The 26,660-nt window shown below is 38.2% G+C and carries 23 protein-coding genes and 1 CRISPR repeat array; of the genes, 18 read left to right on the top strand and 5 right to left on the bottom strand.

Going from position 1 to position 26,660, the window contains the following annotated elements; translation table 11 throughout:
- The first annotated feature begins 3 nt into the window (after nucleotides 1-3).
- From csm4 to cas2, 6 genes are all read left to right on the top strand, one after another.
- A complete protein-coding gene (csm4, locus tag DW000_RS03830) occupies nucleotides 4-1,002 on the top strand; it encodes a type III-A CRISPR-associated RAMP protein Csm4 (RefSeq protein WP_120055157.1) in 999 nt (332 codons plus the stop codon).
- On the top strand, nucleotides 995-2,185 hold the full coding sequence (gene csm5 / locus DW000_RS03825) for a type III-A CRISPR-associated RAMP protein Csm5 (protein WP_120055155.1): 1,191 nt from the start codon (nucleotides 995-997) through the stop codon (nucleotides 2,183-2,185). Before csm4 ends, csm5 begins: the two co-directional genes overlap by 8 nt.
- Nucleotides 2,175-2,945 (top strand): CRISPR system precrRNA processing endoribonuclease RAMP protein Cas6, encoded by a 771-nt coding sequence (gene cas6, locus DW000_RS03820; protein WP_120055153.1) that lies wholly within the window; start codon nucleotides 2,175-2,177, stop codon nucleotides 2,943-2,945. Before csm5 ends, cas6 begins: the two co-directional genes overlap by 11 nt.
- A complete protein-coding gene (locus tag DW000_RS03815; RefSeq protein WP_120055151.1) occupies nucleotides 2,942-4,261 on the top strand; it encodes a CRISPR-associated protein Csm6 in 1,320 nt (439 codons plus the stop codon). The genes cas6 and DW000_RS03815 overlap by 4 nt, the downstream gene beginning before the upstream one ends.
- Nucleotides 4,262-4,358: 97 nt before the next feature.
- A complete protein-coding gene (cas1, locus tag DW000_RS03810; RefSeq protein WP_008714629.1) occupies nucleotides 4,359-5,354 on the top strand; it encodes a CRISPR-associated endonuclease Cas1 in 996 nt (331 codons plus the stop codon).
- Nucleotide 5,355: 1 nt separating this feature from the next.
- The gene (cas2, locus tag DW000_RS03805; RefSeq protein ID WP_120055149.1) at nucleotides 5,356-5,631 is read left to right on the top strand and encodes a CRISPR-associated endonuclease Cas2; all 276 of its coding nucleotides are present in this window, start codon (nucleotides 5,356-5,358) and stop codon (nucleotides 5,629-5,631) included.
- A gap of 317 nt (nucleotides 5,632-5,948) precedes the next feature.
- Nucleotides 5,949-7,204: a CRISPR direct-repeat array (repeat unit 19 nt; unit sequence GTTAAATTAAATAATCCCC).
- Nucleotides 7,205-7,496: 292 nt separating this feature from the next.
- On the opposite strand, the gene DW000_RS09805 is transcribed toward cas2, so the two are convergent.
- From DW000_RS09805 to DW000_RS03790, 4 genes are all read right to left on the bottom strand, one after another.
- On the bottom strand, nucleotides 7,497-7,661 hold the full coding sequence (locus DW000_RS09805; protein WP_165850987.1) for a hypothetical protein: 165 nt from the start codon (nucleotides 7,659-7,661) through the stop codon (nucleotides 7,497-7,499).
- Between the two features lie 5 nt (nucleotides 7,662-7,666).
- Complete coding sequence (locus tag DW000_RS03800; protein WP_120055147.1) at nucleotides 7,667-8,971, bottom strand: cytosine permease; 1,305 nt, start codon at nucleotides 8,969-8,971, stop codon at nucleotides 7,667-7,669.
- Nucleotides 8,972-9,339: 368 nt separating this feature from the next.
- On the bottom strand, nucleotides 9,340-9,804 hold the full coding sequence (locus DW000_RS03795; protein ID WP_120055145.1) for a YjiG family protein: 465 nt from the start codon (nucleotides 9,802-9,804) through the stop codon (nucleotides 9,340-9,342).
- Nucleotides 9,791-10,471, bottom strand: a complete 681-nt coding sequence (locus tag DW000_RS03790; RefSeq protein WP_120055143.1) for a nucleoside recognition domain-containing protein — start codon at nucleotides 10,469-10,471, stop codon at nucleotides 9,791-9,793. Before DW000_RS03790 ends, DW000_RS03795 begins: the two co-directional genes overlap by 14 nt.
- A 198-nt stretch (nucleotides 10,472-10,669) precedes the next feature.
- Here DW000_RS03790 and DW000_RS03785 point away from each other — a divergent pair, with 198 nt between their 5' ends.
- From DW000_RS03785 to dcuC, 4 genes are all read left to right on the top strand, one after another.
- On the top strand, nucleotides 10,670-11,776 hold the full coding sequence (locus tag DW000_RS03785; RefSeq protein ID WP_120055141.1) for an amidohydrolase: 1,107 nt from the start codon (nucleotides 10,670-10,672) through the stop codon (nucleotides 11,774-11,776).
- A 369-nt stretch (nucleotides 11,777-12,145) separates the two neighbouring features.
- Nucleotides 12,146-12,838 carry an IclR family transcriptional regulator gene (locus tag DW000_RS03780; RefSeq protein ID WP_120055139.1) on the top strand — a complete coding sequence of 231 codons (693 nt, stop codon included), beginning with the start codon at nucleotides 12,146-12,148 and terminating at the stop codon, nucleotides 12,836-12,838.
- Nucleotides 12,839-13,017: 179 nt separating this feature from the next.
- On the top strand, nucleotides 13,018-14,178 hold the full coding sequence (locus DW000_RS03775) for a M20 family metallopeptidase (protein WP_243624520.1): 1,161 nt from the start codon (nucleotides 13,018-13,020) through the stop codon (nucleotides 14,176-14,178).
- 29 nt (nucleotides 14,179-14,207) lie between these two features.
- Nucleotides 14,208-15,569, top strand: a complete 1,362-nt coding sequence (gene dcuC, locus DW000_RS03770) for a C4-dicarboxylate transporter DcuC (protein ID WP_120055135.1) — start codon at nucleotides 14,208-14,210, stop codon at nucleotides 15,567-15,569.
- A gap of 646 nt (nucleotides 15,570-16,215) precedes the next feature.
- On the opposite strand, the gene DW000_RS03765 is transcribed toward dcuC, so the two are convergent.
- A complete protein-coding gene (locus DW000_RS03765) occupies nucleotides 16,216-17,634 on the bottom strand; it encodes a sodium:solute symporter family protein (protein WP_120055133.1) in 1,419 nt (472 codons plus the stop codon).
- A gap of 273 nt (nucleotides 17,635-17,907) precedes the next feature.
- Between DW000_RS03765 and DW000_RS03760 the strand changes: the two genes are divergently transcribed.
- The 8 genes from DW000_RS03760 to DW000_RS03720 all read left to right on the top strand — a co-directional run bounded on the left by DW000_RS03760 (nucleotide 17,908) and on the right by DW000_RS03720 (nucleotide 26,367).
- The gene (locus tag DW000_RS03760) at nucleotides 17,908-18,492 is read left to right on the top strand and encodes a hypothetical protein (RefSeq protein WP_120055131.1); all 585 of its coding nucleotides are present in this window, start codon (nucleotides 17,908-17,910) and stop codon (nucleotides 18,490-18,492) included.
- A gap of 8 nt (nucleotides 18,493-18,500) precedes the next feature.
- Complete coding sequence (locus DW000_RS03755; protein ID WP_120055129.1) at nucleotides 18,501-19,070, top strand: hypothetical protein; 570 nt, start codon at nucleotides 18,501-18,503, stop codon at nucleotides 19,068-19,070.
- A gap of 599 nt (nucleotides 19,071-19,669) precedes the next feature.
- Nucleotides 19,670-20,929 (top strand): hypothetical protein, encoded by a 1,260-nt coding sequence (locus tag DW000_RS03750; protein WP_120055127.1) that lies wholly within the window; start codon nucleotides 19,670-19,672, stop codon nucleotides 20,927-20,929.
- Between the two features lie 821 nt (nucleotides 20,930-21,750).
- The gene (locus tag DW000_RS03740) at nucleotides 21,751-23,007 is read left to right on the top strand and encodes a hypothetical protein (RefSeq protein WP_120055123.1); all 1,257 of its coding nucleotides are present in this window, start codon (nucleotides 21,751-21,753) and stop codon (nucleotides 23,005-23,007) included.
- A 57-nt stretch (nucleotides 23,008-23,064) separates the two neighbouring features.
- Nucleotides 23,065-23,640: a hypothetical protein gene (locus DW000_RS03735; RefSeq protein WP_060919489.1), complete on the top strand. Its 576-nt coding sequence runs from the start codon at nucleotides 23,065-23,067 to the stop codon at nucleotides 23,638-23,640.
- Between the two features lie 449 nt (nucleotides 23,641-24,089).
- Nucleotides 24,090-24,626 carry a flavin reductase gene (locus tag DW000_RS03730; RefSeq protein WP_120055121.1) on the top strand — a complete coding sequence of 179 codons (537 nt, stop codon included), beginning with the start codon at nucleotides 24,090-24,092 and terminating at the stop codon, nucleotides 24,624-24,626.
- Nucleotides 24,627-25,318: 692 nt separating this feature from the next.
- Nucleotides 25,319-25,762 carry a hypothetical protein gene (locus DW000_RS03725; RefSeq protein WP_165850985.1) on the top strand — a complete coding sequence of 148 codons (444 nt, stop codon included), beginning with the start codon at nucleotides 25,319-25,321 and terminating at the stop codon, nucleotides 25,760-25,762.
- Nucleotides 25,762-26,367, top strand: a complete 606-nt coding sequence (locus DW000_RS03720) for a DNA-3-methyladenine glycosylase I (RefSeq protein ID WP_120055117.1) — start codon at nucleotides 25,762-25,764, stop codon at nucleotides 26,365-26,367. Before DW000_RS03725 ends, DW000_RS03720 begins: the two co-directional genes overlap by 1 nt.
- Nucleotides 26,368-26,660: the final 293 nt, after the last annotated feature.

Below are 26,660 nucleotides of genomic sequence, written 5' to 3'. Positions count from 1 at the left end.
ATTATGAACTACTATCTATATCCATTGCGTTTTCTTACACCGGTACATTTCGGGGATACCTCAGAAGGCGGTAACTTAGAAACTATCTCCCTTACATTAGGATCTGATGCACTATTCGGTGCATGCTGTCATGAAATCAGCCATGATACAGGTTTATTACAATCTTTTATCGACTCTGTAAAAGACCAACATATTGTATTATCTAGTTTGTTTCCATACTGCATAGATAATGGCGAGTATCAATTGTATGTACCTACACCTATCATGCAAATTGATTCAAAAGAGCTGCCTATTACAAGTTTTGCAGAGACAAAACGGATAGCTACAGAGCAAAAGAAGATTAAGAAAATTGAGTATATCCGAGCATCACAGTTACAAAATTTTAGTCAGTATATAGAGGCCGATATTTCACAAAAATATATGCCTAGCTTTGGTGCAAAACAAACATCTGCACAGGTAAATATGCGTGGAGAGAAGAGTCGACCATATTATGTGGGCAGCTATCAATTTATGTCACATGCGGGACTATATCTTATTGCAGGATTTAATGACGATACAAGCCGAGCGTTATTTGAATGTATACTTGAAGTTTTAGGCCTATCTGGTATTGGTGGTAAACGAAGTGGTGGTTATGGGAAATTTGAATTAGCTGATAATCCTATTGAACTAGAGGCTCAAGGTATCTATAAAGATATTTCTGCTTTATATGCATTGATTCATAATAAGCAAGGGAACATGATGTGCATTAGTGCCTGTGTTCCAACTTGTGATGAAGTGGCGACTTTAAAACAAGGTTCCTATAAATTACAAAAGCGTGGCGGTTTTGTAGGATCTGCGGGAAGTACAACTCAAGTGAAACGTAATTCCTATTATGTTGTTAAAGAAGGCTCTGTTTGTCCAAAAGCATTAATAGGACAAATGCTTACTATTACGGGGGATACTTTACCTCATCCTGTATATCGTAATGGTATGGGCTTATGGATTGGGGTGGATTATGAGTAATCGTATAGATCATGCACAACTATTGCTCACTGTTGTGAGCCCTACCAATATTGGTGGCCCTGAAAAGTTAACGACTAAGGATTATATGTATAATTACGATGCTGGTGAAGTATATCTTCTTAATAACTACGAGTGGTTTCGCTTTTTAGCACAGCTTAATAAATTAGCTGAATTTGAAGAATATATGCAGGATGAAATGGTGAGACCAAATGGTCGGACTATGTATGATTGGGCAAAAAATACTATTGGTGCATCTCAATTAACAAAAGATACATTAGGTTCTGCTATTGGCTCAATCATGAAATCATCGATATATAATAAAGGGCGTAAAAACTCATTGAATGACATTACTCCTCAAATTCGTGGAGCAAATGGGGATGTATATATTCCAGGTAGCTCGATTAAGGGTGTTATTGATAGTGCTATTATTTCACATATGCTTCGTAGAGATACTAGATTTAGATCTACGGTACAACAAAAGCTGAAAGAAATTTTATATAAATATAGAGATTTCCAATATGATAAGAGGCGTTGTAAACGTGAATTTAGTTCTGTATTACGAGAAGTGAATAAGTTGATTGATCGTAATATACAAGTACTATTCAGGAATTCAGAAAAGAGAGTTAATGGTATTTTAGCTAGTGCTTTTCGAGGTGTTTCTGTTTCTGATGCCATGCCTATGGGTGCGATTCAAACAGAGGTACTAAAGAAAGAGGACTCTTGTATTGATGAAGATGGCACTCACGCTATTTCGGTACATCGTGAGTGCATTTTACCAAATCAGAAGTTCTCCTTTACAGTAACTCTTGATACGGCTATGACTAAAGAAATAGGGATTACTAGTATCGATCAAGTGTTAGATATTTTACAGGAAGATTTTGATGCTACTCATAAGTTATTAGCCTCTAAATTTAAGAAAGTAAGTCCATCTATTTTTAAAGCTCTAGAGCCAGCTAATGCTTATATTGGCAGTAATACAGGCTTTGTTCAAAAAACTATTATTATGGCTGCTTTCACAGATGATGAAAAAACAGGAATTGATATTATTAAAGCCATTTTAGATGTTAATTTCCAAAAGGCTGAACATGATCGTAAAGATACAGTTATGGCACCACGTGCAATCAAGTTAGTGAAGTGGAATGGCAATTATTATGAGATGGGAGGCATTCATATTGGCAGATAATATTGAGATTATGGACATAGAGTTAGGAATAGCAGCAGATCCATCTATTAAAATTGTGCAGTCCATAGGTAGCGTGCTACATGGTGTCTTAATGGAGTTAGTTGGGACAGAATACGCAGGTCAGTTGCATGAAACGGGCCTGCGTCCTTATAGCCAATATATCTATTTTGATAAAGAAAAAGGTCAATATATTTGGCGTCTTTCTGCTGTAACAGCAGAGGCTGTTGAGCGTATATTACGACTAGCACTAGATATGCCTGAAAAGATTTTTTTGAAACAAAAACGAGGGCATATTTATATTCAAGATAGAACCATTTTAGAGGAAACCTCTTATGAAGCGTTAATGGCTAAGTTTTGGAGTGGTGAAGCAGAATATGCGCAGGCTAAATTGCGGTGTGTGACTACAACAAGCTTTAAAGTAGATCAACAATATACAATCTTCCCTGAAGCCTTTCGTATCTATCGCTATTTATTGCGTCAATGGAACCAGTTCACTACGTTTGAAATGATGGACTCTGAAGATTTATTAGCTGCACTTGAATCAGCTGCTTTCATTCGCGACTATAATTTGCGAATGGGCATGTATGGTTTAGAAGGGGTTAAAATCCGTGGTTTCCGTGGAGAGATTGTTATGCAATTTAAGCGAAATTTAGTGATGCAACGCATCTTATCTCTATTGACCTACTATAGCCAATTCACAGGGCTTGGAATTAAGACCGCATTAGGTATGGGTGGCGTACAAAGTGAGGTAGTACAATGAGAATTCTTTATACCCCAGTAGGAGATACAGATCCTATTCGTGGTTGCTATGATGGAGGGATGCTTCATATCGTAAGGCATTATAACCCTGATATGGCAATCCTCGTATTGAGTAAGGATATGGAGCAAAAGGAAGCATCTGATAGCCGATTTTCTAAGGCTTTAAAACATGTGAAAGCTGATTTAGATATTAAGCTTATATACACAGGTCTTGAAGATGTACATCGTATTGATACTTTACAACCGTTTGTTGACCATTTCTATGAGATGCTTTCAGAATATCCTGATGCAGAGATATTGATTAACTTAAGCTCTGGTACACCTCAAATGAAGTTAATTATGTCTTATCTTAGCGTGGAGCATGATGCGGGACGAGGTATACAAGTCGATAGTCCTCAAGGTGGCTCTAATCGTTCTGAGCCAGCAGTTAATGATGACGAAGATATTGAAATCGTTATTGAAAATAACTTTGATGATCAAGAAGACACTGAAAATCGATGCCATGAACCTCAGATGGGATATATTAAGCGTAACAATCTTAAACAATCTCTCCATACTCTTATTAATAGCTATAAATATAAAGAGGCTATAAGTCTTTATGAGCATTATAAAAAAACATTTACCGATGAATTAGATAACGATATTTTAGCATTACTTGAACATGGAAAGTTGCGATTAGAGTTAGAATATAAATTAGCTTTAGAGAAAATCAATAGGGTAGGTGACTTATCGTTAAAATCTGTATTTACTGATTGGAAACGGATAAAATTACATGAGTTTTTAATGCTTATGGAGGTTCGTTTAAAACAGGGGCAGATTGAAGACTTTATTTTAAAAATTACTCCTTTTATGTATGAGTTAATGTTGTACTATTTTTCCACGACGTATCATGTGAAGTGGGATGAATTTGAAAAATGGACTCCTGGAGGCCCTCGTACTGATATGGTAAGTTTTAAGGAAAAACACCCACAGCTTTATTCGTCATGGTATGCACATACTAAAACACCACAATTTAATGAGATTCAACTCTCATTGAATCATATGTTACATATGTTAGAGGATCAGCCAAATGTTAATCCTTTATTGCTAAAGCAGTTAAATGATATTCGTCATATCGAAAGAAAAATACGTAATAAAATTGCTCATGAAGTTGTTGTGTTGACAGAAGTAGAAATTTGTAAGTCTGTTAGTATTAAATCTTTGCAGTCTTTTTTAGAGTTAATTCAAACTGTATTTTCAACTATAATGAAACCATCAAAACAAAATGAATTAATCTACGACACCATCAATACATATGTATTAGAACAAATTCAATAGTGTGAAAACTCATTAAACTGAATAATTTCATAGATTATCATCTTTAGACCCAAATTGATTCCTTAGCGTATTCATTTGTATAAAAGGAGGCGACTATATGTCATCCTTATATGTTACAGAAGCAGGATCGTTTATCAAGCGTGACGGTGGTCATGTTGTAGTTGGTCGTAATAATGAGGTATTGTTCGAGGTTCCTTTAGAGCGAATCGAAGATATTACTGTCTTTGATTCAGTATCTATAACAAGCTCATTGGTAACTGATTTTATTGAACGTGGAGTACCTATTACATGGCTATCTGGTTATGGCAAGTATTTTGGTACTATAATCAATACTAATACTATTGACATTAACAAACATAAGAAGCAATTTGATCTGTTAGATGATAATGCATTTAGAGTGGCTATGTCACGTAAAATTATTCGGGCAAAGGTGCGTAATCAGCTGACTATTCTTCGCCGCTACGCACGTAATTTGGAAGAGGATATCAATATAGATGTACAGATTGCAAATATTAAATCTGTACGTAGTCATATTGGTGAATGTATGCGTGTATCTGAACTCATGGGGTATGAAGGGCTGATAAGTCGTCTTTATTTTGAAGCACTCGGTAAAATTGTGCCATCTGCCTTTGCTTTTACAAAACGTACAAAACAACCGCCTCGAGATCCGTTTAATGCCATGCTCGGATTAGGTTACAGCATGCTGTTTAATGAAATCTTAGCTGGTGTTATTAATGCAGGTCTCCATCCATTCGTAGGAGTCATGCATAGCCTAGCTAAAGGTCATCCAGCCCTCGCATCTGACTTAATTGAAGAATGGCGGGCGCCAATTATAGATTCTATGGTGCTATCTATGGTGAGCCGTAATATGGTAGATTTATCCGAATTTGATAATTCTGATAAAGGTTGCTACCTGACAGCAGAGGGGCGTAAGGCATTTCTAATGGCCTATAATAAGAAAATTCGTTCTGAAAATCAATATATTGATGATCGTAAAAGCTATCGTGAATCTATCTATAAACAGTGCAAGCAATTTGCTAGTGCAATTATACACGAAGATGTAGATTTGTATACGCCATTGGAGATTCACTGATATGAAAAAGTTTATCGTCCTAGTTATCTATGATGTGGTGGAAAATAAAACGCGTAACCGTCTTGTTAAATGCCTGGAACGTTATGGCGTTCGTGTCCAAAAGTCTGCGTTTGAAGCATTGCTTAATAGGAAACAATATGATGCTATGATGCGGCGAGCTAGTAAGATGATTAATCCTATAGAGGACTCCTTACGAGTCTATGTCCTTGATGACATTATAAATATCTATACTTGGGGTATTGGAGAACGTAAGGAACAAGACTGTATCGTACTTTAAATATAAATAGTTACTCTCGATTAATACTGTTACGATGTAGAGGTGTAATTAATAATAATAGAATCATTAATATTGGTAAAAGTATTTCAAGACTTGATGTTTTATATTGATGATTCTATTATTGTATTATCTATTTTCTTATATGATATAATGGGTCTAGAATTTAACTTCTGATAAATTAAATCTGCGCCGTTGTGATAGTGGTGCGGTTTAACGGCGTTATTTTAGCTTGCTAAAGTGCCTTTTAGGATCAATTTGCAATCTCCGCCGGTTTTTGCATTTTAGAACCAGTAAATATCTGTTGTTTCAAAGACAGGGTTAAATTAAATAATCCCCATTAGGGGACGGAAACAATTTTAAATTCTTCCAAGAATTCAAAGTTCTTCTTCACAGTTAAATTAAATAATCCCCATTAGGGGACGGAAACTAGCTCCATCAGAGACTGGAAGTTCTGCCGTCAGTTGTGGCATGTTAAATTAAATAATCCCCATTAGGGGACGGAAACATACTTTCTTGCTACACCATTAACAATTCTGTCTAACTCTTGTTAAATTAAATAATCCCCATTAGGGGACGGAAACTAAGTGCTTCTGGCCAGATATGTTTAGCTTTTTCTTCTGGTTAAATTAAATAATCCCCTGATGGGGACGGAAGCTCCTCCGTGGTATAATTACCTTAGGTTTTTACCTAGCCCGCTAGTGTTAAATTAAATGATCCCCTGATGGGGACGGGAACATGTCTTTAATTTCTAAGAATGAAACATCGTAATCACCAACTGTTAAATTAAATAATCCCCCGATGGGGACGGAAACCCTACATTAATACGTGCTGCATTATTCATGCTGCGGTATGGCGTTAAATTAAATAATCCCCTAATGGGGACGGAAACTCCGCAGCATAGGGTGATTGTTCATCAGGGAACATCGCTTTTGTTAAATTAATTGATCCCCATTAGGGGACGGAAATCCAGTCGGAAGAACCAATAATGTTTTATTAAACGTTTCCCATGTTAAATTAAATGATCCCCTGATGGGGACGGAAACTCATGTCAGCTTCTACGGATTTGAATAAATTAATTAAAAGTATTAAATTAAATAATCCCTTGATGGGGACGGAAACCCCTCTGGCACCCAACGAGAGAAGTCGAGCTTTGCTTCAAGTTAAATTAAATAATCCCCCATTAGGGGACGGAAACGCGTTTGGTACTCTAAATGCTTAGGAGATGAACTCATGTTCGTTAAATTAAATAATCCCCATTAGGGGACGGAAACGATCTTGCTTTCCTGTTTTTGTGTATCGTAGTTCTGCATCTGCCAGTTAAATTAAATAATCCCCTAATGGGGACGGAAACTCAATCAATTTTTGTTGCAATGTTTTTGCTGCCATGCGATCACCTGTTAAATTAAATAATCTCCTAATGGGGACGGAAACACATGTGGTGCAGGTATTACTACCATTACACCTAGCGGACTTCTTGTTAAATTAAATAATCCCCTGATGGAGACGGAAATCTTAATTTTGGTTTACTGATATACGGTTTTACCATTTTATGGCGTTAAATTAAATAATCTCCCTATGGGTTTAGGTGCTTAGTACATAGTAAATTCATAAATTAGTGATAAAGTTAAATTACTCTTAATAAGGGACGGAAATGCTATCCCACCTTTTGTATGGGCTATATTTATTATCGTGTTGCGTTAAATTAAATAATCCTTATTAGGGGACGGAAATATGATACTCTCAACCTTTGCGGGCACCCATTCCGACTTAGAGTTAAGTTAAATAATCCTTAATGGGATTAGAAAAGCACTATCTTATTATTTCTAGATAGTGCTTTTTTCTTATTTTATATAAATATTAATTTTTTAAGGCTGCCATTTCGAATATCCAAATCCCATCATAATAATGCTCACTACAAGCATGCCGTTACCAAGGGTAATGGCGCTTTCACTTGTGGCTAGACAGGTAATAAAGGATCCGATGCCCATAATGATTGTGCCTAGTATAGCAGATAGTTTATGAATTGCCATGATAATCACCCTTTGCTTTCACTAACAACATTAGGTTTAACAATATACGTAATGAGTGCGTACAGTAGGGCACCGATTACAATTCCGTTCAGCGAAGCCAGTCCGAATGGTATGAATTTAACACAGACTAATGCGATAGCCCATGTGATCCATGGAACTAGATTCCATTTTTTGAAAGTCGCTTTGTTGTAATCGATATATTTTCCGCGATGAACTAGGTAAAAGTCCGCTAAGATAATACCGCATAGTGGCGGAACGATGATGCCTAATGTACTTAAGAATACAAAGAGGGAGTCGATTTTATATGGTTGTGTCATTGTTGCTAATGCAGAGATAGCAATGAGCGCGGCTAGCATAATATTTCGGTTCAGTTTGAAAGAGTTTGCTAGGTTCAATGATGTGGAATAGAGGTTCGCACCATTTGTGGTGAAGATATTTGTAGTCAACAATAGTAAGCTTGGGAACACGAGGCCAAAGCTTAATAGTACGTTGATTAAGTCACCATCATTCATAGCAATGCCTGCGATAGCACCGCAGCTGATCATCAAGGTATTGCCGCCTAATAAACCAATTGTGCTCGCTGTAATAACGTCTTTCTTGCTTTTACCATAGCGCATAATATCAGCGATACAGGTAGCAGTAGATAAAATCCACGTGCCGATAACGATGGTAATACCTGAAAGTAAATCGATAGGTTGTAATGGCACATAGTTAAATAATTCTTGCCAGCCACCGATTGTTTGAACCGAACGAGCCGCCGTTCCTAGGGAGAGGAATACGATGGACGGAATTGCAATGTAGCCGAATACGGCGAGGGATTTAATGCCGAGAACTGCAAAGATACCCATGATAACGGCGCTGAGCATCATAGCAATGACTTCGCCCGTATAGGAAAGATTGAATACTTGAGCAATAAAATGTCCATATAAAGCCGCTTGAATAGTGTACCAACCTAGATTGACGATAGGTACGAAGAGAGAGGCAATTCTAGATCCTTCCTGACCGAAGCTGTATCGCGTCAAAAGGGCAAAGGTGAGGCCTGTTTTATAGGCGATTACACTCACTAGACCTGCGATGATACATAAGAAAATATTCCCTAGAATCATGGCTAATAGTAATTCGTTGAAAGTCAGCCCCGCAGCTAATCCGCCACCAGCCATCATACTAGTAACAAGAAACACGAAACCAGTCCAAACGATGGTGAGAGAAAAACAGGACTTTCTTGCCTCTAATGGGACAGGCTCTCTAGAGTACTCATTATCTGTGTTTGTATCAACTGGTTCTACAAACTCTAATTTCTCCTTACTCATACATCTATACTCCTTTACGTAATAAAAAAAGCTACCATGATGTGTTTTAAAATTTATATAAGCATGGTAGTAAAGACCTATTATGTAGCGTAAATATAGTGAATTCTTCTAATAAAGGATAGATATTTAATTTGTCATAAACGAATGGTATTTGTCTTCATTAAAACATACGGGGAATGAATATTCAATATGTATATTATGCATATTGAGCAATGTTGAGAATAAGACATATTCTATATTTTAATAGTGATATAGATATTTGGTATTTTGTTAAAAGAATAAAGGCAGTACTATTATATTTCATATTAGTACTGCCTTTTGGTTTGTTTCAGTTATTGTATTAGTTAAAGTATTCTATTGTCTTGATATTATACAAATGCTTTCATAATAACCATGGAAATCAATGCATTTACAACGCTGATAGTCATAAGCATTGGCCAATATTTTTTAGGTACTTCAACTACACCTAGTAATCGGCCCATGTATTGGATTTGGGAGCCCATTAAGAGTAGAGCTGGAGCCAAAATAGTCACTTGTATCATATCAATCGTATTGTTAGAAAGCAAGTTAACTGCAACGCCGATACCAGCAGAGTAGGATAACCACGCTGTTAACAAGATTGTTACGCTTTCACCTGGAAGACCAAATAGAGCCATTGCAGGAGCAAATAGGTTACCTAAAAATGCCATGATACCTAAGATGCGTAATAGCTCGGCAAGTGTGTATGCCATCAATACGTTTGGTAATAAGTTTTGAGTGGCTAGCGTAAAGCCTTTTCGTGCACCACGAATAAATATATCAAATGGATTGTTTGTTTCTTTATTGTTGCTCATCTTTGAAATCTCCCTTGAATACTGTATTAAGTGCGATTCGACATACGGCACCACCAAAGAACTTCATAACAAATACTACGATGAGTGGAAGGATAATTGGTACTGTTAAGTACGCAAAAATAGCAGATCCAATGGCTACGTAGTTGTTAATCATGCCCGCACCGCTATACTGCCATGCCGTCATAATTGTTAATTCTTTACGGTTAACTAGATTGTTGTCATAAAGGTCTTTGGTAATCGCTGCACCTGCATCTGTACTTTGTAAGTCCGTAATCATTGCAAGGCCAGTTAATCCAGGGATACCTAAAATAGGTTTCAATAATGGAGTCATTAATTTATGGGCTGCACGGATTGCACCGTAATGTTCTAAAATCTCAAGTACACCCAATGCCAACATAACTGTTGGTGTTAAGCCCAAGGCAAAGAGGAAACCTGCGCGAGCGCTGACGCCGCCTTCCCCAATAAAGGTATTTTTTGCAGGGTTGACCATGGTACCAAATTTACCAGAAACAGTCGCAAAGTCTAATGCAGAGAGCCATTTAAAACCTTCTACATTGTTAAGTAATCCTGAGAAGAATAGGACTGCTACAGCTAATGCAATATAGCAACCGACAGTCACCTTCTTAGTAAATTGAGTATAGTTTTTCTCATTGTTAGGGTCACTCATGATTTTCAACCTCCTACATAAAACATATAGAGTTATATGATTTATAATTATATAGTAGAGATAATAAATAGTGCAAGAATATCATTTATAAAAGTTATATATATTATTAAAAGTTTTTATTTCAACTGATTTAAAAGCAGATATTTGTGTAGTATAATTAATGTGTTAGACGCTATTCTATAGAAAGAGGTGTTGGCGATGAGTGAAGTATTAAATTTCTATAATTATTTACATACAATTCCTGAAGAAGGTTTTCAAGAGTTCAAGACTTCCGTATTTTTAGCAGAAAAATTGGAAAGTTACGACTACGATGTAACACGTAATGTGGGCGGAGAAACGGGCATTATCGGTATCTATGATAGCGGTAGATCTGGTCCTGTGGTAGCGCTTCGTGCCGATATGGATGCGCTTGGTCATATTATCGATGGCAAACATGTATCTCGTCATACTTGTGGTCATGATGGACATATGTCAATGCTGTTGGCTGCGGCTCAAATTATTAAAGAAAAGCAATTAGTAAAACGTGGTAAGTTAAAGATTTTATTTCAACCCGCGGAAGAGCTAGGTTCTGGTGCGAATAGCATGATTAGGGGTGGAGCTATTGATGATGTAGAATACATCTTTGGTGCGCATGTGCGTCCATTTGAAGAAGCAGAAAATGGGCAGGCTAGCCCTGCGATTCATTATGCATCCTCTTGCCGTATGGTCATTGCTTTTCATGGCAAGCCAGCTCATGGTGCTCGCCCTCATTTAGGGATTAATGCTTTGGATGCAGCGGCTCAAGCGGTTAATGCAGTTAATGCTATCCATTTAAAACCAACTGATAATTATAGTGTTAAGGCGACTCGTTTCCTTTGTGACTCTGGCGTAACGAATGCGATTCCAGCGAAAGCGGTTGTTACATGGGATTTACGTGCACAATATAATAAAACGATGGATGAGCTTTGTGCTAAGTTTTTACCAGCTATTGAAGGGGCAGCTGCTTCTATCGGTGCGACTGTTGAGGTTTTGGATTCCTTCCGTATTCCTGCGGCTGAGTTAAATGACGAGGCAACGGCTCTATTAGCTGACTCTATATCTTCTATTCTTGGTAAAAGCAACTGCATTGATCCAATTTACACACCAGGTGGGGAAGATTTCTTCTTCTACACTGTGGAAAAGCCAAGCTTGAAAGCAGGTTTCTTTGGGCTTGGGTGTAATTTGCGTCCAGGTTTGCATCATCCTGACATGAGTTTTGATACAAGTGCCTTAGAAGATGGTGTTTCTATTTGGATCGATTTAGTAGAACGGCTATTAGGAGAATAAGTGTTTATTGCTAAACTTGGAGAAACACATGGGGTTTAATTCTGTTGTAGGGATAATACTTAAAGCTTGGCTATACTGCAATCTTTCTATAAAATTTTAGTTATATTAAAAGAGCCATTAACACAATACGGTGGATTGTGTTAATGGTTCTTTTTGGTGGTAGTGAAATTACGACTTATGCATCTTAGTTATTTTTAAATTTTTCATGAATGTGTTATTGTTATGTTTGTAATGACTTAGTTGCACTATATGTTTTTCAGAGGCATCAAAAGTGATCTAACAGATTATGTATATTGTTAAATTTATCATTAGTTTTATTAGAATATAGAAACGTATTAAATGGTAATAATCTAGTATGTTTCTTTGGATATGAATATGGTTCAATCAATAGAGCGTGGTATAGAGATACTCAAGTTATTAGAGGCAGGCCCGCTTGGTGTGACCGAGTTGGCGAATGCGACGGCGTTGCCCAAGGCCACTGTGCATCGATTGCTCAAGACATTTGAAGCTCATCATTGGGTTGAGTTTAATAGGGCCAAGAAGTATCAGTTGTCTTGGGGCATTTTGCCGATGGCAAAGTCTTTCCTTGCGTCTTTGGATGTGCGAGCTATTGCGCAGCCCTATATGGTAGCAATCCGCGATCAGTTGCAGCAGTCCGTGAATTTGTTCTTGGCGCAGGGTGATTATCGCATTTGTATCGAGCGTGTTGCGGCGGACAAGCCATTGCGTCACGACATCAAGATCGGTACGGTGTATTCTATCTTTAAAGGGGCGGCAGGCAAGATTTTTGGTGCCTATATGGCGGACTTCAAGGATACTGATATGAGTGCTGGTGAAAGCGCCCAAATTCGTCATGATGGGTATGTGGTGACTCGCGGCAATCGAGTACCTGATGCGGCATCCGTCGCAGTGCCTATCTTCTCCTTTGGTAATAAGCTTGAAGCGGTGATGACTATCTCTGGTCCTATAGGGGACTACACGGAAGAGCATGTCAAAGAGTATCTATCAGTCATGATGGAATTAGGTCAAACCATTTCCAAACAAATGGGAGCGACCTTATAAATTTATTTTTTACTTGATTTATGGAATGACGTTCCGTTATGCGGAACAAATATTAGCGTATTAATAGACTAATAATAGAAAGATAGATAAAAAATAGGTTATTAGATACAGGTTTTTTGAGGCTTGTATTTGTAGTTATATGAATTTATGTTTTTATAGTGTGTATGTTGGAGGTAGAAATGAGTCAGCTTTTACAAGAGATTGAAGCATTAAGAAAGCCCATGAAGGAGTTAAACGATTTCATTTTTGATCATCCTGAGCTCGGAAATGAAGAGTTTAAAGCTCATGAGTTGTTGACAAATTTATTAGAGAAGGAAGGGTTCATAGTAGACCGTGAGGTGAGTGGTCTTAAGACTGCGTTTAGAGCGGTATACCATGTAAACGGTGGAGGACCTAAGATCGGCTTGCTTTGTGAGTACGATGCCCTTGAAGGTTTGGGGCATGCGTGTGGTCATAATTTGCAAGGTCCATCTATTTGCACGGCGGCAATCGCTTTGAAACGCACGTTACAAGCACCTTGCACGTTAGTTGTGTACGGTACGCCTGCAGAGGAAACGGCGAGCGGCAAGCTTGTTATGGCTCGTGAAGGCGTGTTTGACGATTTAGATCTCGCTTTCATGATGCATGGCAGCGATACGACCACGGTAGACGGCAAGTCTTTGGCGCTAAATCTCGTTAATATCAAGTTCCACGGCAAGTCTGCTCACGCGGCGATTGCCCCAGAGAAGGGTATCAGCGCATTAGATGCGGTATTGTTGTTCTTTAACGGCATGGAGTACTTGCGCGAGCACGTACCGACTGAGGTTCGCATGCATGGCATTATCACTGACGGTGGCAAAGCCGCGAACATCGTACCTGATTATGCGTGTACCCAATGGTATATTCGTTCCTCTAGTCGCATTCGTCTCGACGAGGTTGTGGCTCGTGTGAAAGACGTGGCGCAAGGTGCGGCTTTACAGGTGGGCGCTACGATGGAATGGGAAGAGGTTAAGGCGTACGACAACAAAGTCAATGTACAGACCTTAAACGATAAACTTTTAAAAAATGCAGAAAAGGTAGGTGCCCCAGAGATTTCCGAGCCTCGTAAGGTGACGGGATCTACCGATTTTTCTAGTGTTACGTTTCGCGTGCCAGGTGCATGTTTACGCGTGAAATTCGTAGGCAAGGGTGTGACGAGTCATTCTCAGGAATGGCTAGACAATGGTAAAAGCCAACTCGCAGAGGATGCTATCATGTATGGCGCGAAGGGCATTGCTTTATCTGTGGAGGAAATCCTTGAAACACCGGGCTTGTTAGAAAAAATTAAAGAAGATTTCAAACACGCAAAGGAAAACTTCTAAGTATTGTGTTGTGAATGGAGGGAACATGTATGAATTTGTTAGTTTGTTTATTGGTTATAGCCATAACGGGAACACTGGTTATTAAGAAGTTTAAAGCACAAACTGTATTATTATTGGGCGGTCTCATTATGATGTTTGCCGCGTACTTGCTTGGATACACAACATCCTTTGTAGAAGCGAAGAAGGCCACAGGTGTTCTTTTTTTTGATGCTTTTGAATTTATTAATATTACTACTGCTAAAGATGCGGCGAACCTTGGCCTCATGATCATGACTTGTACTGGTTTCGCAAAGTACATGGACCACATCGGTGCTAGCTCTCGCCTCGTTGTAACCGCCATTAAACCACTCGGTAAAATGAAATCTGCATATCTAGTAATGGCGCTTACATTTATTCTAAATATGTTCATGTCCCTTGTAATTCCAAGTGCTTCTGGCCTTGCAATGCTTATGATGGTGACAATCTTCCCAATTCTTGTACGCTTAGGTGTTAGTCCTGTAGGTGCTGCAGCGGCTGTTGCTACAGGTCACTTGCTCGACATCGGTCCTGCCTCTGCCACTACATTGCTCGTATCCAAAACAGTAAACATGCCTGTTCATGAGTACTTTGTAGATTATCAGTTGAAAGTATATATTATCTGTGGTTTAATGGCTGCTATTGCTCATTTCGTATGGCAAAAATACTTGGATAAAAAGTCTGGCCATGTTCCTACGGAATATGTGGAGGCTCATAAATCTGATGACCTCGAAGTTGGTCCATTACCATATATATTCTTACCATTGTTGCCATTAATCTTTATCCTTGGCTTCAGTGAATATGGTATTCAAGGTGTTAAGATGAATGTAAACCTTGCGATGTTCCTTAGTTTGTTTATCGCTATGGGTTGTGAACTTATCCGTCATCGCGACTTCCGTAAAATGGCGGCTAGCATCCAAACCTTCTTCAAAGGTATGGGCGACCAATTTGCTAACACTGTAACATTGATCGTTGCAGGTGAAACGTTTGCTTTCGGATTAACTTCTTTGGGCATCGTAAAAGAATTCGTTGCTGCTATTCAAGGCCTTGCTATTTCTGCTGATGTAGTAGGTGTTATTGTATCTACAATTATTACAGGTTTAAGTATCGTAATGGGCTCTGGCGTTGCATCTATGTTTGCATTTGCTCCATTGGTTCCAAACTTTGCAGCTGACCTAGGTGGTAATGCGACAACAATCCTTCTCGGTATGCAAAATGCAGCGAGCGTAGGCCGCCTACTCAGCCCAATTAGTGCTGTTATGATTGCTGTAGCTGGTATTGCAAATATCTCTAGCTTCGACCTTGTAAAACGTACAAGTGTGCCTGTAATCGTTACCTTCATTACAAGTACAATTGCTATCTGGATTATTCACTAATTTGAAGTTGGTAATTTATAAATAAATAAGAAAATAGATAAAGGCTCTACCTTATTTTGAACCGCACCCCAAAAATTGTGTCCAATTTTGGGGTGCAGTTCATTGGTTTAATTCTCTAGGAGTTTTTCTTATATTTATTTATATATCCCTATTATTCGTTCCTTATTGTATCGTATATCAGTTCGCTCTATAATAGGTTTAGGATAGTTAGACGAGGTTGGACCTCTCTTCGTCATCGAAGGGAGGGATAAGCCTATGAGTGATTATGAAATAATCATGCTCTTATTACAGGTAATAACGGTTGTTATTGCCTTTGGGACATTAATAGCGCTTATTTGTTTCACAAAAGACAAATAGCCCTCCGTTGCCTAGTGTAACTAGATAACTGAAAGGCCATTTCCTAATCTTTTTTCAATTTCGAGATGCGCCTGACGTTACGACTCGTCTGACTATCTATTTATATTATAGTAAGGTTATTATATATCGTCAAATTATGATGAACACGTGTATGGCATACAGTTTGATGAGGGTATTGTAAAATGAGAAAACTCCTATTGGCTTTCACCGATAGGAGTTTTTGGTTTTATAATTGTAATTGTATAGCACTTTTAAGTCTATTATTAAGTTACAGATTATAACAAATTGATTATATTTCTTTTACATCATCAGGTATAGCCGGAGGAGCCGGTGGTTTACCCATGGCTCTTTCAATGCATACGACAGCTACAAAGACGATGAGGCTGACGATGGAACCGAAGATGATGGACATAATGCCATATGGGTTGCCCACGAATTCCCAGTATACGCCTGCGATGGAGCCGAGCACGATGGACCAAATGCCAGCGCCAGCTGTTGCATTTTTCCATGTGAGGCCTAGTAGGAATGCGGCGAATGGGCCAGCGGATCTCATTGTGAAAGCAAATACGAGCATCGGAATGATGGCTTTGCTTACGAGGGAGATTATGATAGAGATGATGCCGAGGAATAGTACGCATAGACGGCTATATCTAGTGAGCTGAGCATCAGTGAGGCTTTTACCAAAATGATGTTCCACAATATCCTTGGTAAATACCGTTGCAGCGCCTAATAGGTCGCCTGCGCCTGATGAAAGTGTGGCCGATACGACGGCGGCCATAACGAAGCCTGCCATTACTGGAGGCATAAGGTTAAGCGCTACCGTTGCCACTGCATTATTGGCTTCAATTCCGGGAAACTCAGCTAATGCTACAAGGCCTAATACGGAAGGAACAAAGGCGAATAGAGCCATGATAATACCACAAATGATGGAGCCGAGAACGGCCGTTCTTTCATTTTTCGCCGCAAAGTACCGTTGAACGGATTCTTGGCCGGTGGAGAAGGTCATGAAGTACATGATGACAAGGCCGATGATGGTTTTCCAACCCACCTTTGTGAAGCCCAGCTGTTCAGGTGGTAATTTAGCTACAACTGATTCCCAGCCACCTACATTGTGCAACACAAACGGCACCGCGAGGGAGAAGCCCCCAACGAGAACGAAGAAGTGGATAACGTCCGTCATCGTTACGCTCCACATGCCGCCGGACATGGTGTAAATTACGAGTACCGCACCGCAGATGAGGATGGCGAGCTCTGTTGAAAGTCCTGTGAGAACGCTAATAATGGTTGCAGTTGCTGTAATCTGTACGCCTGCCAGTGTAATCGTTGCCAGCATGGACAGAATGGAAGTAATGAGATGGCTAGACGCGCCGAAACGACGGCCGATGATCTCCGGTACAGTTGTTGCCATGGCACGCCGCAAGAGTGGTGCGATGAAAGCAACGAGAATAACACCAATCCCTGCAGATACGACGTACCAACCTGCAGATAAACCCCAAGAACCATACGCTTTCGCTGCTACACCTACGGTGCTCCCACCACCGATTTCTGTAGCCGCTAATGTGCCTGCCGTCATAAGAACCCCAATACGACGACCTGCGAGTAGATAGTCAGTACTATCTTTTACACGAATATGACAATACACGCCAACTAATAAATTCAGTAATAAATAGGCGCAAACAATAACCCAAATAATAGTCAGAGAATCCATATGACACCTCCAAAAATTTACACGATCTAGAGATTCATACTAAATCACCCTTACTACTTGCGGTGCATATATCAAGTATAGTTTAATTATCCATAAAAACTGGGGAAAATACAAAGAGGAGTTTTACTGCTCGTTGGAGAATATATATACATTAGGAACTAAAATATAAAATTATTAATCATAGGCACAGCCTTATTTACATAGTATACTTATGCTAATAAGACTGTGCTTATTTTATTGAGAGACAAGATTCATTTTTTGAGAGAGGTTTTTATGATTCAACGTATTTTGATGCTAGCTCTTGTGTTGCTGGCTTTCACCATGCCTACAGAGGCAATTACATTTCAGGAGCTGAAGACATCACCACAGTTTAAGTTGGTTCATCAGCATGAGTATGAGAAACCGAGTGCTATTGTTAATGATGGTGGTGGTATGTATGTGTATTTAAATACCTATTCTGTGGAGGTTCAAAAGTATGCGCCACCACAGTATACATTAAGTGCTATTTATTATGTGGTACACACGTCGCACTATCAGGCTGAGATTATGGAAAATAAGCTTACTGTTAATTATGATGCAAACTATTCATTGGCGACTTTGATTAAATCATCTAATATGATGAATCCTAGTCCATCTATGCTGGCTTTGATTGAGGCTAGTGAAAGTAAGTCGGGCTTATTTATGTCTGATTCAGATAGTGCGATTTATACACTGGATGGTGCGCTTAAGAAGAACCCATCTTCGGAAGGTACTAGGAATCTTCCGCTCAATCGCAAGAATATTATTATGTATAATTTAGCTGATGCTATGTTTATGTCTGCGTATCAGCAGCATTTTGATGATATTGTGGTACAGTGAGGTGGACGATGAAACGCATATATTTACTTTCGCTATGGTTATTAGCCTGCCTCGTATTACCGATACAAGGTCAAGCCGTATCACAAGCTGAGTTACTAAATCCGCAGCATTATCAGCATATCGACTCAACCGTTGATTCTGGCCGTGGGGATGGCAAGTATTTGGACCTTAGTTCCATTAAAGCTGTGGATGCACCCGATGATCATCGACGTGTGGAGGCGACTATTTACGTTTTAATGCCTGCATCAAATCTCATTCAAGGCATTCAACTGCAATATGATTACGACTTGGAGCGATCCTTACGTCATTTGATTACTATTCATAACAGAGGATTACAACAAGGAGCTAATACGCCGTATATCTCTATTTGGCGTGCAAAACAGGAAAATTCCGGTGTTATAGGGACCGTTAACGGTGGCATTGCTTTTAATAATGAAGGTAAAACCCGCCGTCAACGACTTCAAAAAGAACATATAGAAGCGATGATATTACCACCTCAATTTGGAATGGAACGGTATACAATAGCAAATATAATCTATCAGAAGGCCTATGGCGTAGCCTACGATGATGAGCCGTGATAGCTTATGAATAGCACTGGAATGGTTGAAACAGTGAATACAATCAGAGGAATAATTAAACTTGTTTTTGGGCTTTTATTAGTTAATTCGTATATTTATATAATATAATGCTTATTGTATCGTATATTAGTTCGTTCTATAATAGACTTAGGATAGTTGGACGAGGTTGGGCCTCTCTTCGTTTTTGAAGGGAGGGTTGCTTATGAGTGGTTATAAAATCATTATGATTATCCTTGGGATTTTATCAGTCATGATATCCTTTGGAGCACTTGTGGCGCTTATTTGTCTAGAAATAGCAAAATAGCCCTTCGTTTCTTCGGAAATTAGATAAAACGAAAAGGCCATTTCTACATATTATTAAGTTTGTGAGATGAGCCTGACGTCACTACTCGTCTGACTATCTACTTATATTATAGGGATAAAAGTATATATCGTCAAATTGAGATAAACCTTATAAATACTAAATATATACACAAAACTTATACATACTAAAATATAAAATTATTAATAATAGGCACAGTCTTATTTGCATAGTATACTTATGCTAATAAGGTTGTGCTTATTTATGTTGTAAATGTGAGAGAAAAAGAGAGGTTTTTATGTTACGTAAAAGTGTAATGATGATGATGGCATTAGCAGTTACTTTCACCATGAATGTAAGTGCTATTCAGATCGAAGTGCCAGCCGGACAACCGGCTATGCCTGGGTCAGATGCGAGCATTCCTGCCAATGCGTATGAAAATTATCGTCATGTTAATGAAGTAGCAGAGCAGAATGCTGAGTCATATAGCGAGTTTATAAAATCACAGCCTATGAATCCTAAGTCAGGGATGGATAAGCTATATCGGGAACGCCCTGGCTTGGCTAAGGCGTTGGAGTTAGCAGATTACTCTCAATCTACGGTAGTACTAATTCATGAAGGGAATAAGAATATTCGATTATCCGTGCCAAATGTTAGCTTCCGTGGAGATACTGTAGAGTCTAAGTCTGGAAAAGGGCCGTTATATGCGGTGCGAAGCCTTAGTTCATTTTTAGTGGTAGGGTCGCCACATGGTAAAGAGCTTAATAAATATGCTGAAGAAGAAGGAAAATATACATATCCAGGTTTGCACGATACATCTTGGAAACTAATGTCAAACAATGCCCGTGTAATGTATACGGAATTTACACCGAATGATTCAAAGACTACCTATGGGATTACTTATGGCGGTTGGGTTAATACGGAAGATCCGTATCAAGATAAATCACCGGAAGTTGTGATGAGTAATTATATTATTCCATCCATAGAATCCTTGTCTGGATTAGATACTTATAGTCGTGTTGAGCATTGGGGTAATTTTAGTTATCGCGTTCCTAAGACTGCAAAGCTAGTGAGTGAGACTGTAGAGAATAGTCAATATGATGTGAGAACCTATGAGGATACAGGTTCCAAGATACGTGTAGTACGTACTTCCATATTGGGTGAAAAACGAGATGGAACGGTCATCAAGAGTTCAATATTATCTTTTTTGAGAAAGTATAATGATTTAGAAACACCTACACAATATGCAGTCGTATGGAATAATGGAATCGCAGGCTCTTTGATCGATTCTTACAAGCCTAATGGAGAGTCTTATCTCCGTCATGTGGTGAAAGATTCTGTGTACTTTTACAGTTATCGTATTAATTATGATGAAAGTAAGACCTCTTATACACATAAACAATGGAGAGATATGATTGAATATGTAGGCTTTGATGATGCGGTCAAACTCAGAAAAGGTCCACAATGGAGAGAAGATGGAACCTATAAAGAGAAACTAGAAAGTGGGCCTATATTTATTCCTTGGTATATGGAGTGGGTTAAACTGTTGAATCAATAAGAATTTAGTTTTAAAGTTTTTATGGTATTAGATAGGAGAGAGCCAATGAGTAAACTCAAATACATCAAAACTATATTAGTGCTTTTGTTTAAGGCTTATCTTGTCTATCTATGGATTAACTTTGTAGAGACGTTTACTCAGCTACTCTATGACATCTATGTATTAAAAGTATATTCAGTGGAGCATTTTGGCCTGTTTTTATTCTTTCTATTTGGTAATATATGCTGTATTCTGTGGCTTGTTTTATGGTGTAAGCGATTATCTCCAGCCTTTAATAAACCAAGCATATATTATAGGGTTAAAGACTGGATACGCTCAAAAAAAGAAGAAGCACCTATCTATAAAGTCCTGTTTGTCAGTTTAGCGTTTTTGTTAAAACTATGTCTTGTGGTGTATATCTTAATTGTCGTCTCCACTGTGTTAAGCATTCCACTGGTAAACTATTAGTCTATTTCATACTTTAAATACACTAAAAAAAATGAGCTACTATTTGATTAGTAGCTCGTTTTTATTTGTCTCACAAAAACAAATAGCCCTCCGTTACTTAGTGTAACTAAATAACTGAAAGGCCATTTCTTCATGCTTTTGTGTAACTAGAGATGCGCCTGACGTTTCGACTCGTCTGACTATCTACTTATATTATAGGGATAAAGGTATATATCGTCAAATTGAGATAAACCTTATAAATGCTAAATATATATGAAACCAATATACTAAATATAAAATTATTAATCATAGGCATAGTCTTATTTGCATAGTATACTTATGCTAATAAGGTTGTGCTTATTTTGTTGTAATGTGAGAGAAAAAGAGAGGATTTTATGTTACGTAAAAGTGTAATTATGCTGGCACTAGCAACTGCTTTCACCATAAATGTAAGTGCTGTACAGATTGAAGTACCAGCTGGGCAGCCGCCTGTACCTGGGGCGGACGCGAGCATTCCTGCCAATGTCTATGAAAATTATTCCCATATTAATGAAAAGGCGATACAAGAAGCAGAGGCATTTAGTGCCAAAGTACAGAAGACCGTAGAGAAACCTAGCATTGCGATAGAAAAGGTTTTCAAAGAGAAATCTGGATTGGCTCAAGCGGTTAAGATGGGGGAATACTCACAATCTACTGTCATCTTACTTCATGAAGATAAGAAGAATATCCGTTTATCTGTACCAAATATTAGCTTGCGTGGTGACACGATTGAATCTAAATCGAGTGGCAGTCCTTTATTTGTGGTTCGTGGTTTTACAAGTATCTTAATGGTGGGGCCACCACATGGGAAAGAATTTAGTAAACGTATGCACAATGAAGGTGTCTATACATATCCGGGCTTAGAAAATGCATCTTGGAAAATTCTTAAAGCGAAGACACATGTAATGTACACAGAGTTTACGCCTAAGAACACGAATACTACCTATGGCATTACATATCTTGGAGGTGGTGATGTAAAGGAACCCTACCAAGATAAAATAGCTGAAGTGGTAATGAGTAATTATATTATTCCATCTATTGAGTCTCTATCTAGGCTAGATAAGTATAGCCATGTTAAACATTGGGACAATTTCAGATATCGTATTCCTAAAAAGGCTAAGCTAGTGAGCGAGGTTATGGAAGATAACAAATATGAGGTTCGTACTTATGAAGATGCAGGCATTAAGATCCGTGTGTTACGCTTTCAAATAGACCCTAATGTTGTTGATAAAAGTTTGGCAAAAAAACAAATTTTTGCATTTTTGAATAAATATGGTGACCTTGAGGCGCCTACACAGTATGCAACAGTTTGGAATAATGGTCTTCCAGGCTTCCTAGTTGATCGCTATAAATCTAATGGGGGATCCTATTTACGCCATTTTACAAAGGATTCTGAATATTATTATAGTTATCGCATTGACTATGATGAAAGCAAATCTTCGTATAAGCATAAACAATTGCGCGATATGGTTGAGTATGTAGATTTTGATAATGTTGAAAGTTTACGAAAGGCACCTCAATGGCGTATAAGTGATAGCCATAAAAAGAAGCTTGATGCGGATCCAATCTTTAATCCATGGTATATAGAATGGATTAAAATATTAACTCAATAAGATTATGTATAAAATAAGTGGTTTGAGTTGTTCATAAAATAGTTCAGGAGAGAAATCATGAAAAGAAAATATTTGATTATGGGGCTTGTTATAGGCCTACAATTGGTAAGTGGCTATAACTATGTGACAGAGGCAAGTTGGCTTAGTAAAACTTGGGATCGTCTAGAAACGAATGCAGCGAAGCAGTCTTATGATTGGCCGAAAGCCGAACAATATAGACATTATAGTATTGGTCAGTATGTAGGTGAGAGATTGCCACAAGAAGAACTTATGGTGCTTGGAGTTCCATTAGGTAGTACTTTTGATGCGGTGAAAGCCAGTCTAGGCCAACCAACAAAGGAAACTAGATATGGCTTATCCTATGGTGGGGTAACTTTTGGTAATACTATATTGGGAGGTATGGATAATACTGTTACGTATATATCGATTACGAATCGTGATGCGGTAACTTATAGAGGAATAGCTATGGGAGACTCTATGAGAAAAGTCTTAAAAGTTTATGGGCGCCCAGATTACATTGATTATGATGATCGTTGGTTTTATGGATTATTACAATATAGAACTGATATGATGAACGGCATACTATTTGAACACAAAGGAGATAAAGTCAGTAAGATTTTGATTTATAAATGATTATATTCTTACCATATCTATAAAAAAAGCCGAGCTTTTAATTCATAGAATTAGCTCGGCTTTTATTACTGTATTCATATATTTGTATAATATAATGCTTATTGTATCGCATATTAGTTCGCTATATAATAATCATAGGATAGTTAGACGAGGTTGGGCCTCTCTTCGTCATCGAAGGGAGGGATAAGCCTATGAGTGATTATGAAATAATCATGCTCTTATTACAGGTGATAACTGTGGTTATTGCTTTTGGAGCTTTAATAGCGCTTATTTGTCTCACAAAAGACAAATAGCCCTTCGTTATCTTAGATGATTCGATAACTGAAAGGCCATTTCTCAAGCTTTTTTGTTTTCAGAGATGAGCCTGACGGCACTACTCGTCTGACTATCTACCTATATTATAGGGATAAAGATTTATATCGTCAAATTGAGATAAACTGGAGGTTCTTATGAAACCATTTGAAACAAAGGATTATAAAGCTTTTACCATGTTTGAGAATCGTTGGGCTCTTGTTACGGCTGGAATGCTTGATGATTTTAATACATGTACGGTTAGTTGGGGTAGTATGGGCAATATATGGGGCCCTAATGGTGGCGATATATCCACTGTGACGGTGTACATCCATCCGGCGCGTTACACTCAAGAGTTTATGGCGAAATACGATACCTTTACAGTTAGTTTTTTCCCTGAAAGTTATCGCAAGGCTCTTGGTTATTTAGGTTCTCATTCTGGCCGCGACGAAAATAAGGTGGCAAATTCTGGACTAACGCCAGTTGCGGCAGGCGATGGGGTGACTTTCAAAGAAGCAGAGTTAACATTTGTATGTAAAAAGCTATATGAACACCAATTCGATGAAGCCTATTTGGCAGAAAAGGTAAAAGATTATTACGCATCTAATCCTGCTGTATATACACAAGCTGGGCATGATCGTTGGGAACCACATTATATGTACATTGGCGAAGTAGTAGAGGCTATAGAACAATAGAAATATAGAATAATAGTTGTTTAGTTAATAGCTACTTAGCAAGATAGGGCAGAATCCATAATAGATAAGTCCTATATAACATATGATTGTGTAGACGATAGATAAAATAAATACAGATAAATAAACGATAAACAAAAAAGGCAGCCCTGAACTATAGTCCCAAAAATTGGACACAATTTTTGGGAAGTATAGTTTACCTTAGGGTCTGCCTTTTTTGCTATTTTTATCAAAAGGAGAAAGTGAGACGGTATTTACTACCTGCATTTATAATAACATAGTTAATGAGTATAAAATGCCACATATTATTGGAATAAATCTATTTGATTTGAATCCTATATTTTTTAGAGCCCATGATTAAGAGCGGTCATGACTTTGATGAAAAATGAATATACAAGAGCTGACTACAGAAAATGGCTTATATAGTGACTTCTTTTGTTAATCAGTACTATAAATAGTGTAAATTGATAAAATTTTTATAAAATATAATCCCACAAGAACTACAAAATCTGATATAATATTAATATGAAAATCGATGTATGTAAGAACTAAAAATGGTGTGTATGAAGTGATTTTCTAGCCTAGAAAATCGCTATATCCTTGGTATTTAGTCGATATAATCGGAATGTTGTATATATGAAATGACTACGCAAATGCGTAGTTTTTATTATTTTTTGTTTGGTGTAGGTAGTCCCATGAGTGTAGTGAAGCCCTTATTATGGCTATTAGAACCGTATATCGTATACAAAGCCTATTTGTGGGGTGCCCGTTTCATGGCACAACCCTTCACGTGGGAAGGCGAATTAGATTGGTTTGCTTTTATGTTAACCCTATTGCTCGTCATTGATGTGGTGGCGTTGCCCTTGGTGATCTTCTATTGCCCTGGTTTGAATCCTGGGGTACGTGTTTCAGACTGGATTCGCCGTTTAGGAATGCCTATTTACACCGTCCATAATTGGCTTGATAGTAAGGTGGGTGGCGACACATCTACGCCGATTGTATGGCTCCGCAAAGCCTTGCATTCCTTACTTTTATTCATTTATTATTTAGTGCCATTTTACGTGGGTGGTCATCTCGTAATGGGCCTCGTAGTAGCGCTCATGTATGATGTCCTTGTATGGGCACATGGAGGTGTATAATGAAAAAGATTACTTGTGAATGGCCGACGACGCCTTTATATCATGAATACCACGATTATGAGTGGGGCCGACCAATTCATGATGATCAACTTCAGTTTGAACATCTTTGTCTTGAAAGTCTCCAATGTGGTCTCAGTTGGCTTACGATTTTGAATAAACGAAACATCATTCGAGCATGCTTTGATCATTTTGATATTGATGCGGTGGCTGCTTATGGTGAAAGCGACATTGAACGCATCATGCAGACGGAGGGGATGCTTAAGTATCGTCCTAAAATTGAAGCCATTATTAATAATGCTGCTGCCTTTAAACGTATTCAATCTGAATTTGGTTCGTTTTGTAACTATATTTGGGGATTTACAAATTATAAAACGATTATTTATGAAAACCATCCAGAAGGTCATTTTCCTACAAAGAATGGTTTATCTACACGGATTAGCAAAGACCTAAAGCAGCGGGGCTTTAAGTTTGTAGGTCCTGTTACGATTTATTCGCATCTACAAGCTAGTGGCCTCATCAATGATCACGGTAAAGACTGCCCTTGCTTTGAAGAGATTAATAAAACAACAGATATCGTACGGTTACCTATAGACGATGAAGCGTAAGGGCGAGAGGTATAGATTAGTTAACTATAGTTTTTGCGCATACTTGTGTTTACATAATTGAATTTGTGGTTATGTGGAATTGGGTGTACACTAAAGTCGATGAGGCGATAGCGACTCATCTCATGTCGGCCCGCTTTATATATAAACACATATACTCTCTCTCTCCTAAGCGGGTCTATCATTAGTTCTCTCTCAACGCTATAAACTATACAGAGCCTCTACCCTTATTGGGTAGAGGCTTTTTGCTGTATATTTTATGCTATATAAATTGATTTATTTCGATATGATTGCTA

Origin of the sequence: Veillonella sp. AF36-20BH, assembly GCF_003602765.1 — a bacterium.
Lineage (GTDB): Bacteria > Bacillota > Negativicutes > Veillonellales > Veillonellaceae > Veillonella > Veillonella hominis.
This window is presented reverse-complemented; position numbering and strand designations above follow the sequence as displayed.

Bases quoted from the DNA above. Each gene is read 5' to 3' on its own strand.
- csm4 (WP_120055157.1), top strand. From the start codon at position 4: ATGAACTACTATCTATATCCATTGCGTTTTCTTACACCGGTACATTTC.
- csm5 (WP_120055155.1), top strand. From the start codon at position 995: ATGAGTAATCGTATAGATCATGCACAACTATTGCTCACTGTTGTGAGC.
- DW000_RS03815 (WP_120055151.1), top strand. From the start codon at position 2,942: ATGAGAATTCTTTATACCCCAGTAGGAGATACAGATCCTATTCGTGGT.
- cas1 (WP_008714629.1), top strand. From the start codon at position 4,359: ATGTCATCCTTATATGTTACAGAAGCAGGATCGTTTATCAAGCGTGAC.
- cas2 (WP_120055149.1), top strand. From the start codon at position 5,356: ATGAAAAAGTTTATCGTCCTAGTTATCTATGATGTGGTGGAAAATAAA.
- DW000_RS09805 (WP_165850987.1), bottom strand. From the start codon at position 7,661: ATGGCAATTCATAAACTATCTGCTATACTAGGCACAATCATTATGGGC.
- DW000_RS03800 (WP_120055147.1), bottom strand. From the start codon at position 8,971: ATGAGTAAGGAGAAATTAGAGTTTGTAGAACCAGTTGATACAAACACA.
- DW000_RS03795 (WP_120055145.1), bottom strand. From the start codon at position 9,804: ATGAGCAACAATAAAGAAACAAACAATCCATTTGATATATTTATTCGT.
- DW000_RS03790 (WP_120055143.1), bottom strand. From the start codon at position 10,471: ATGAGTGACCCTAACAATGAGAAAAACTATACTCAATTTACTAAGAAG.
- DW000_RS03785 (WP_120055141.1), top strand. From the start codon at position 10,670: ATGAGTGAAGTATTAAATTTCTATAATTATTTACATACAATTCCTGAA.
- DW000_RS03780 (WP_120055139.1), top strand. From the start codon at position 12,146: ATGAATATGGTTCAATCAATAGAGCGTGGTATAGAGATACTCAAGTTA.
- DW000_RS03775 (WP_243624520.1), top strand. From the start codon at position 13,018: ATGAGTCAGCTTTTACAAGAGATTGAAGCATTAAGAAAGCCCATGAAG.
- dcuC (WP_120055135.1), top strand. From the start codon at position 14,208: ATGAATTTGTTAGTTTGTTTATTGGTTATAGCCATAACGGGAACACTG.
- DW000_RS03765 (WP_120055133.1), bottom strand. From the start codon at position 17,634: ATGGATTCTCTGACTATTATTTGGGTTATTGTTTGCGCCTATTTATTA.
- DW000_RS03760 (WP_120055131.1), top strand. From the start codon at position 17,908: ATGATTCAACGTATTTTGATGCTAGCTCTTGTGTTGCTGGCTTTCACC.
- DW000_RS03755 (WP_120055129.1), top strand. From the start codon at position 18,501: ATGAAACGCATATATTTACTTTCGCTATGGTTATTAGCCTGCCTCGTA.
- DW000_RS03750 (WP_120055127.1), top strand. From the start codon at position 19,670: ATGTTACGTAAAAGTGTAATGATGATGATGGCATTAGCAGTTACTTTC.
- DW000_RS03740 (WP_120055123.1), top strand. From the start codon at position 21,751: ATGTTACGTAAAAGTGTAATTATGCTGGCACTAGCAACTGCTTTCACC.
- DW000_RS03735 (WP_060919489.1), top strand. From the start codon at position 23,065: ATGAAAAGAAAATATTTGATTATGGGGCTTGTTATAGGCCTACAATTG.
- DW000_RS03730 (WP_120055121.1), top strand. From the start codon at position 24,090: ATGAAACCATTTGAAACAAAGGATTATAAAGCTTTTACCATGTTTGAG.
- DW000_RS03725 (WP_165850985.1), top strand. From the start codon at position 25,319: ATGAGTGTAGTGAAGCCCTTATTATGGCTATTAGAACCGTATATCGTA.
- DW000_RS03720 (WP_120055117.1), top strand. From the start codon at position 25,762: ATGAAAAAGATTACTTGTGAATGGCCGACGACGCCTTTATATCATGAA.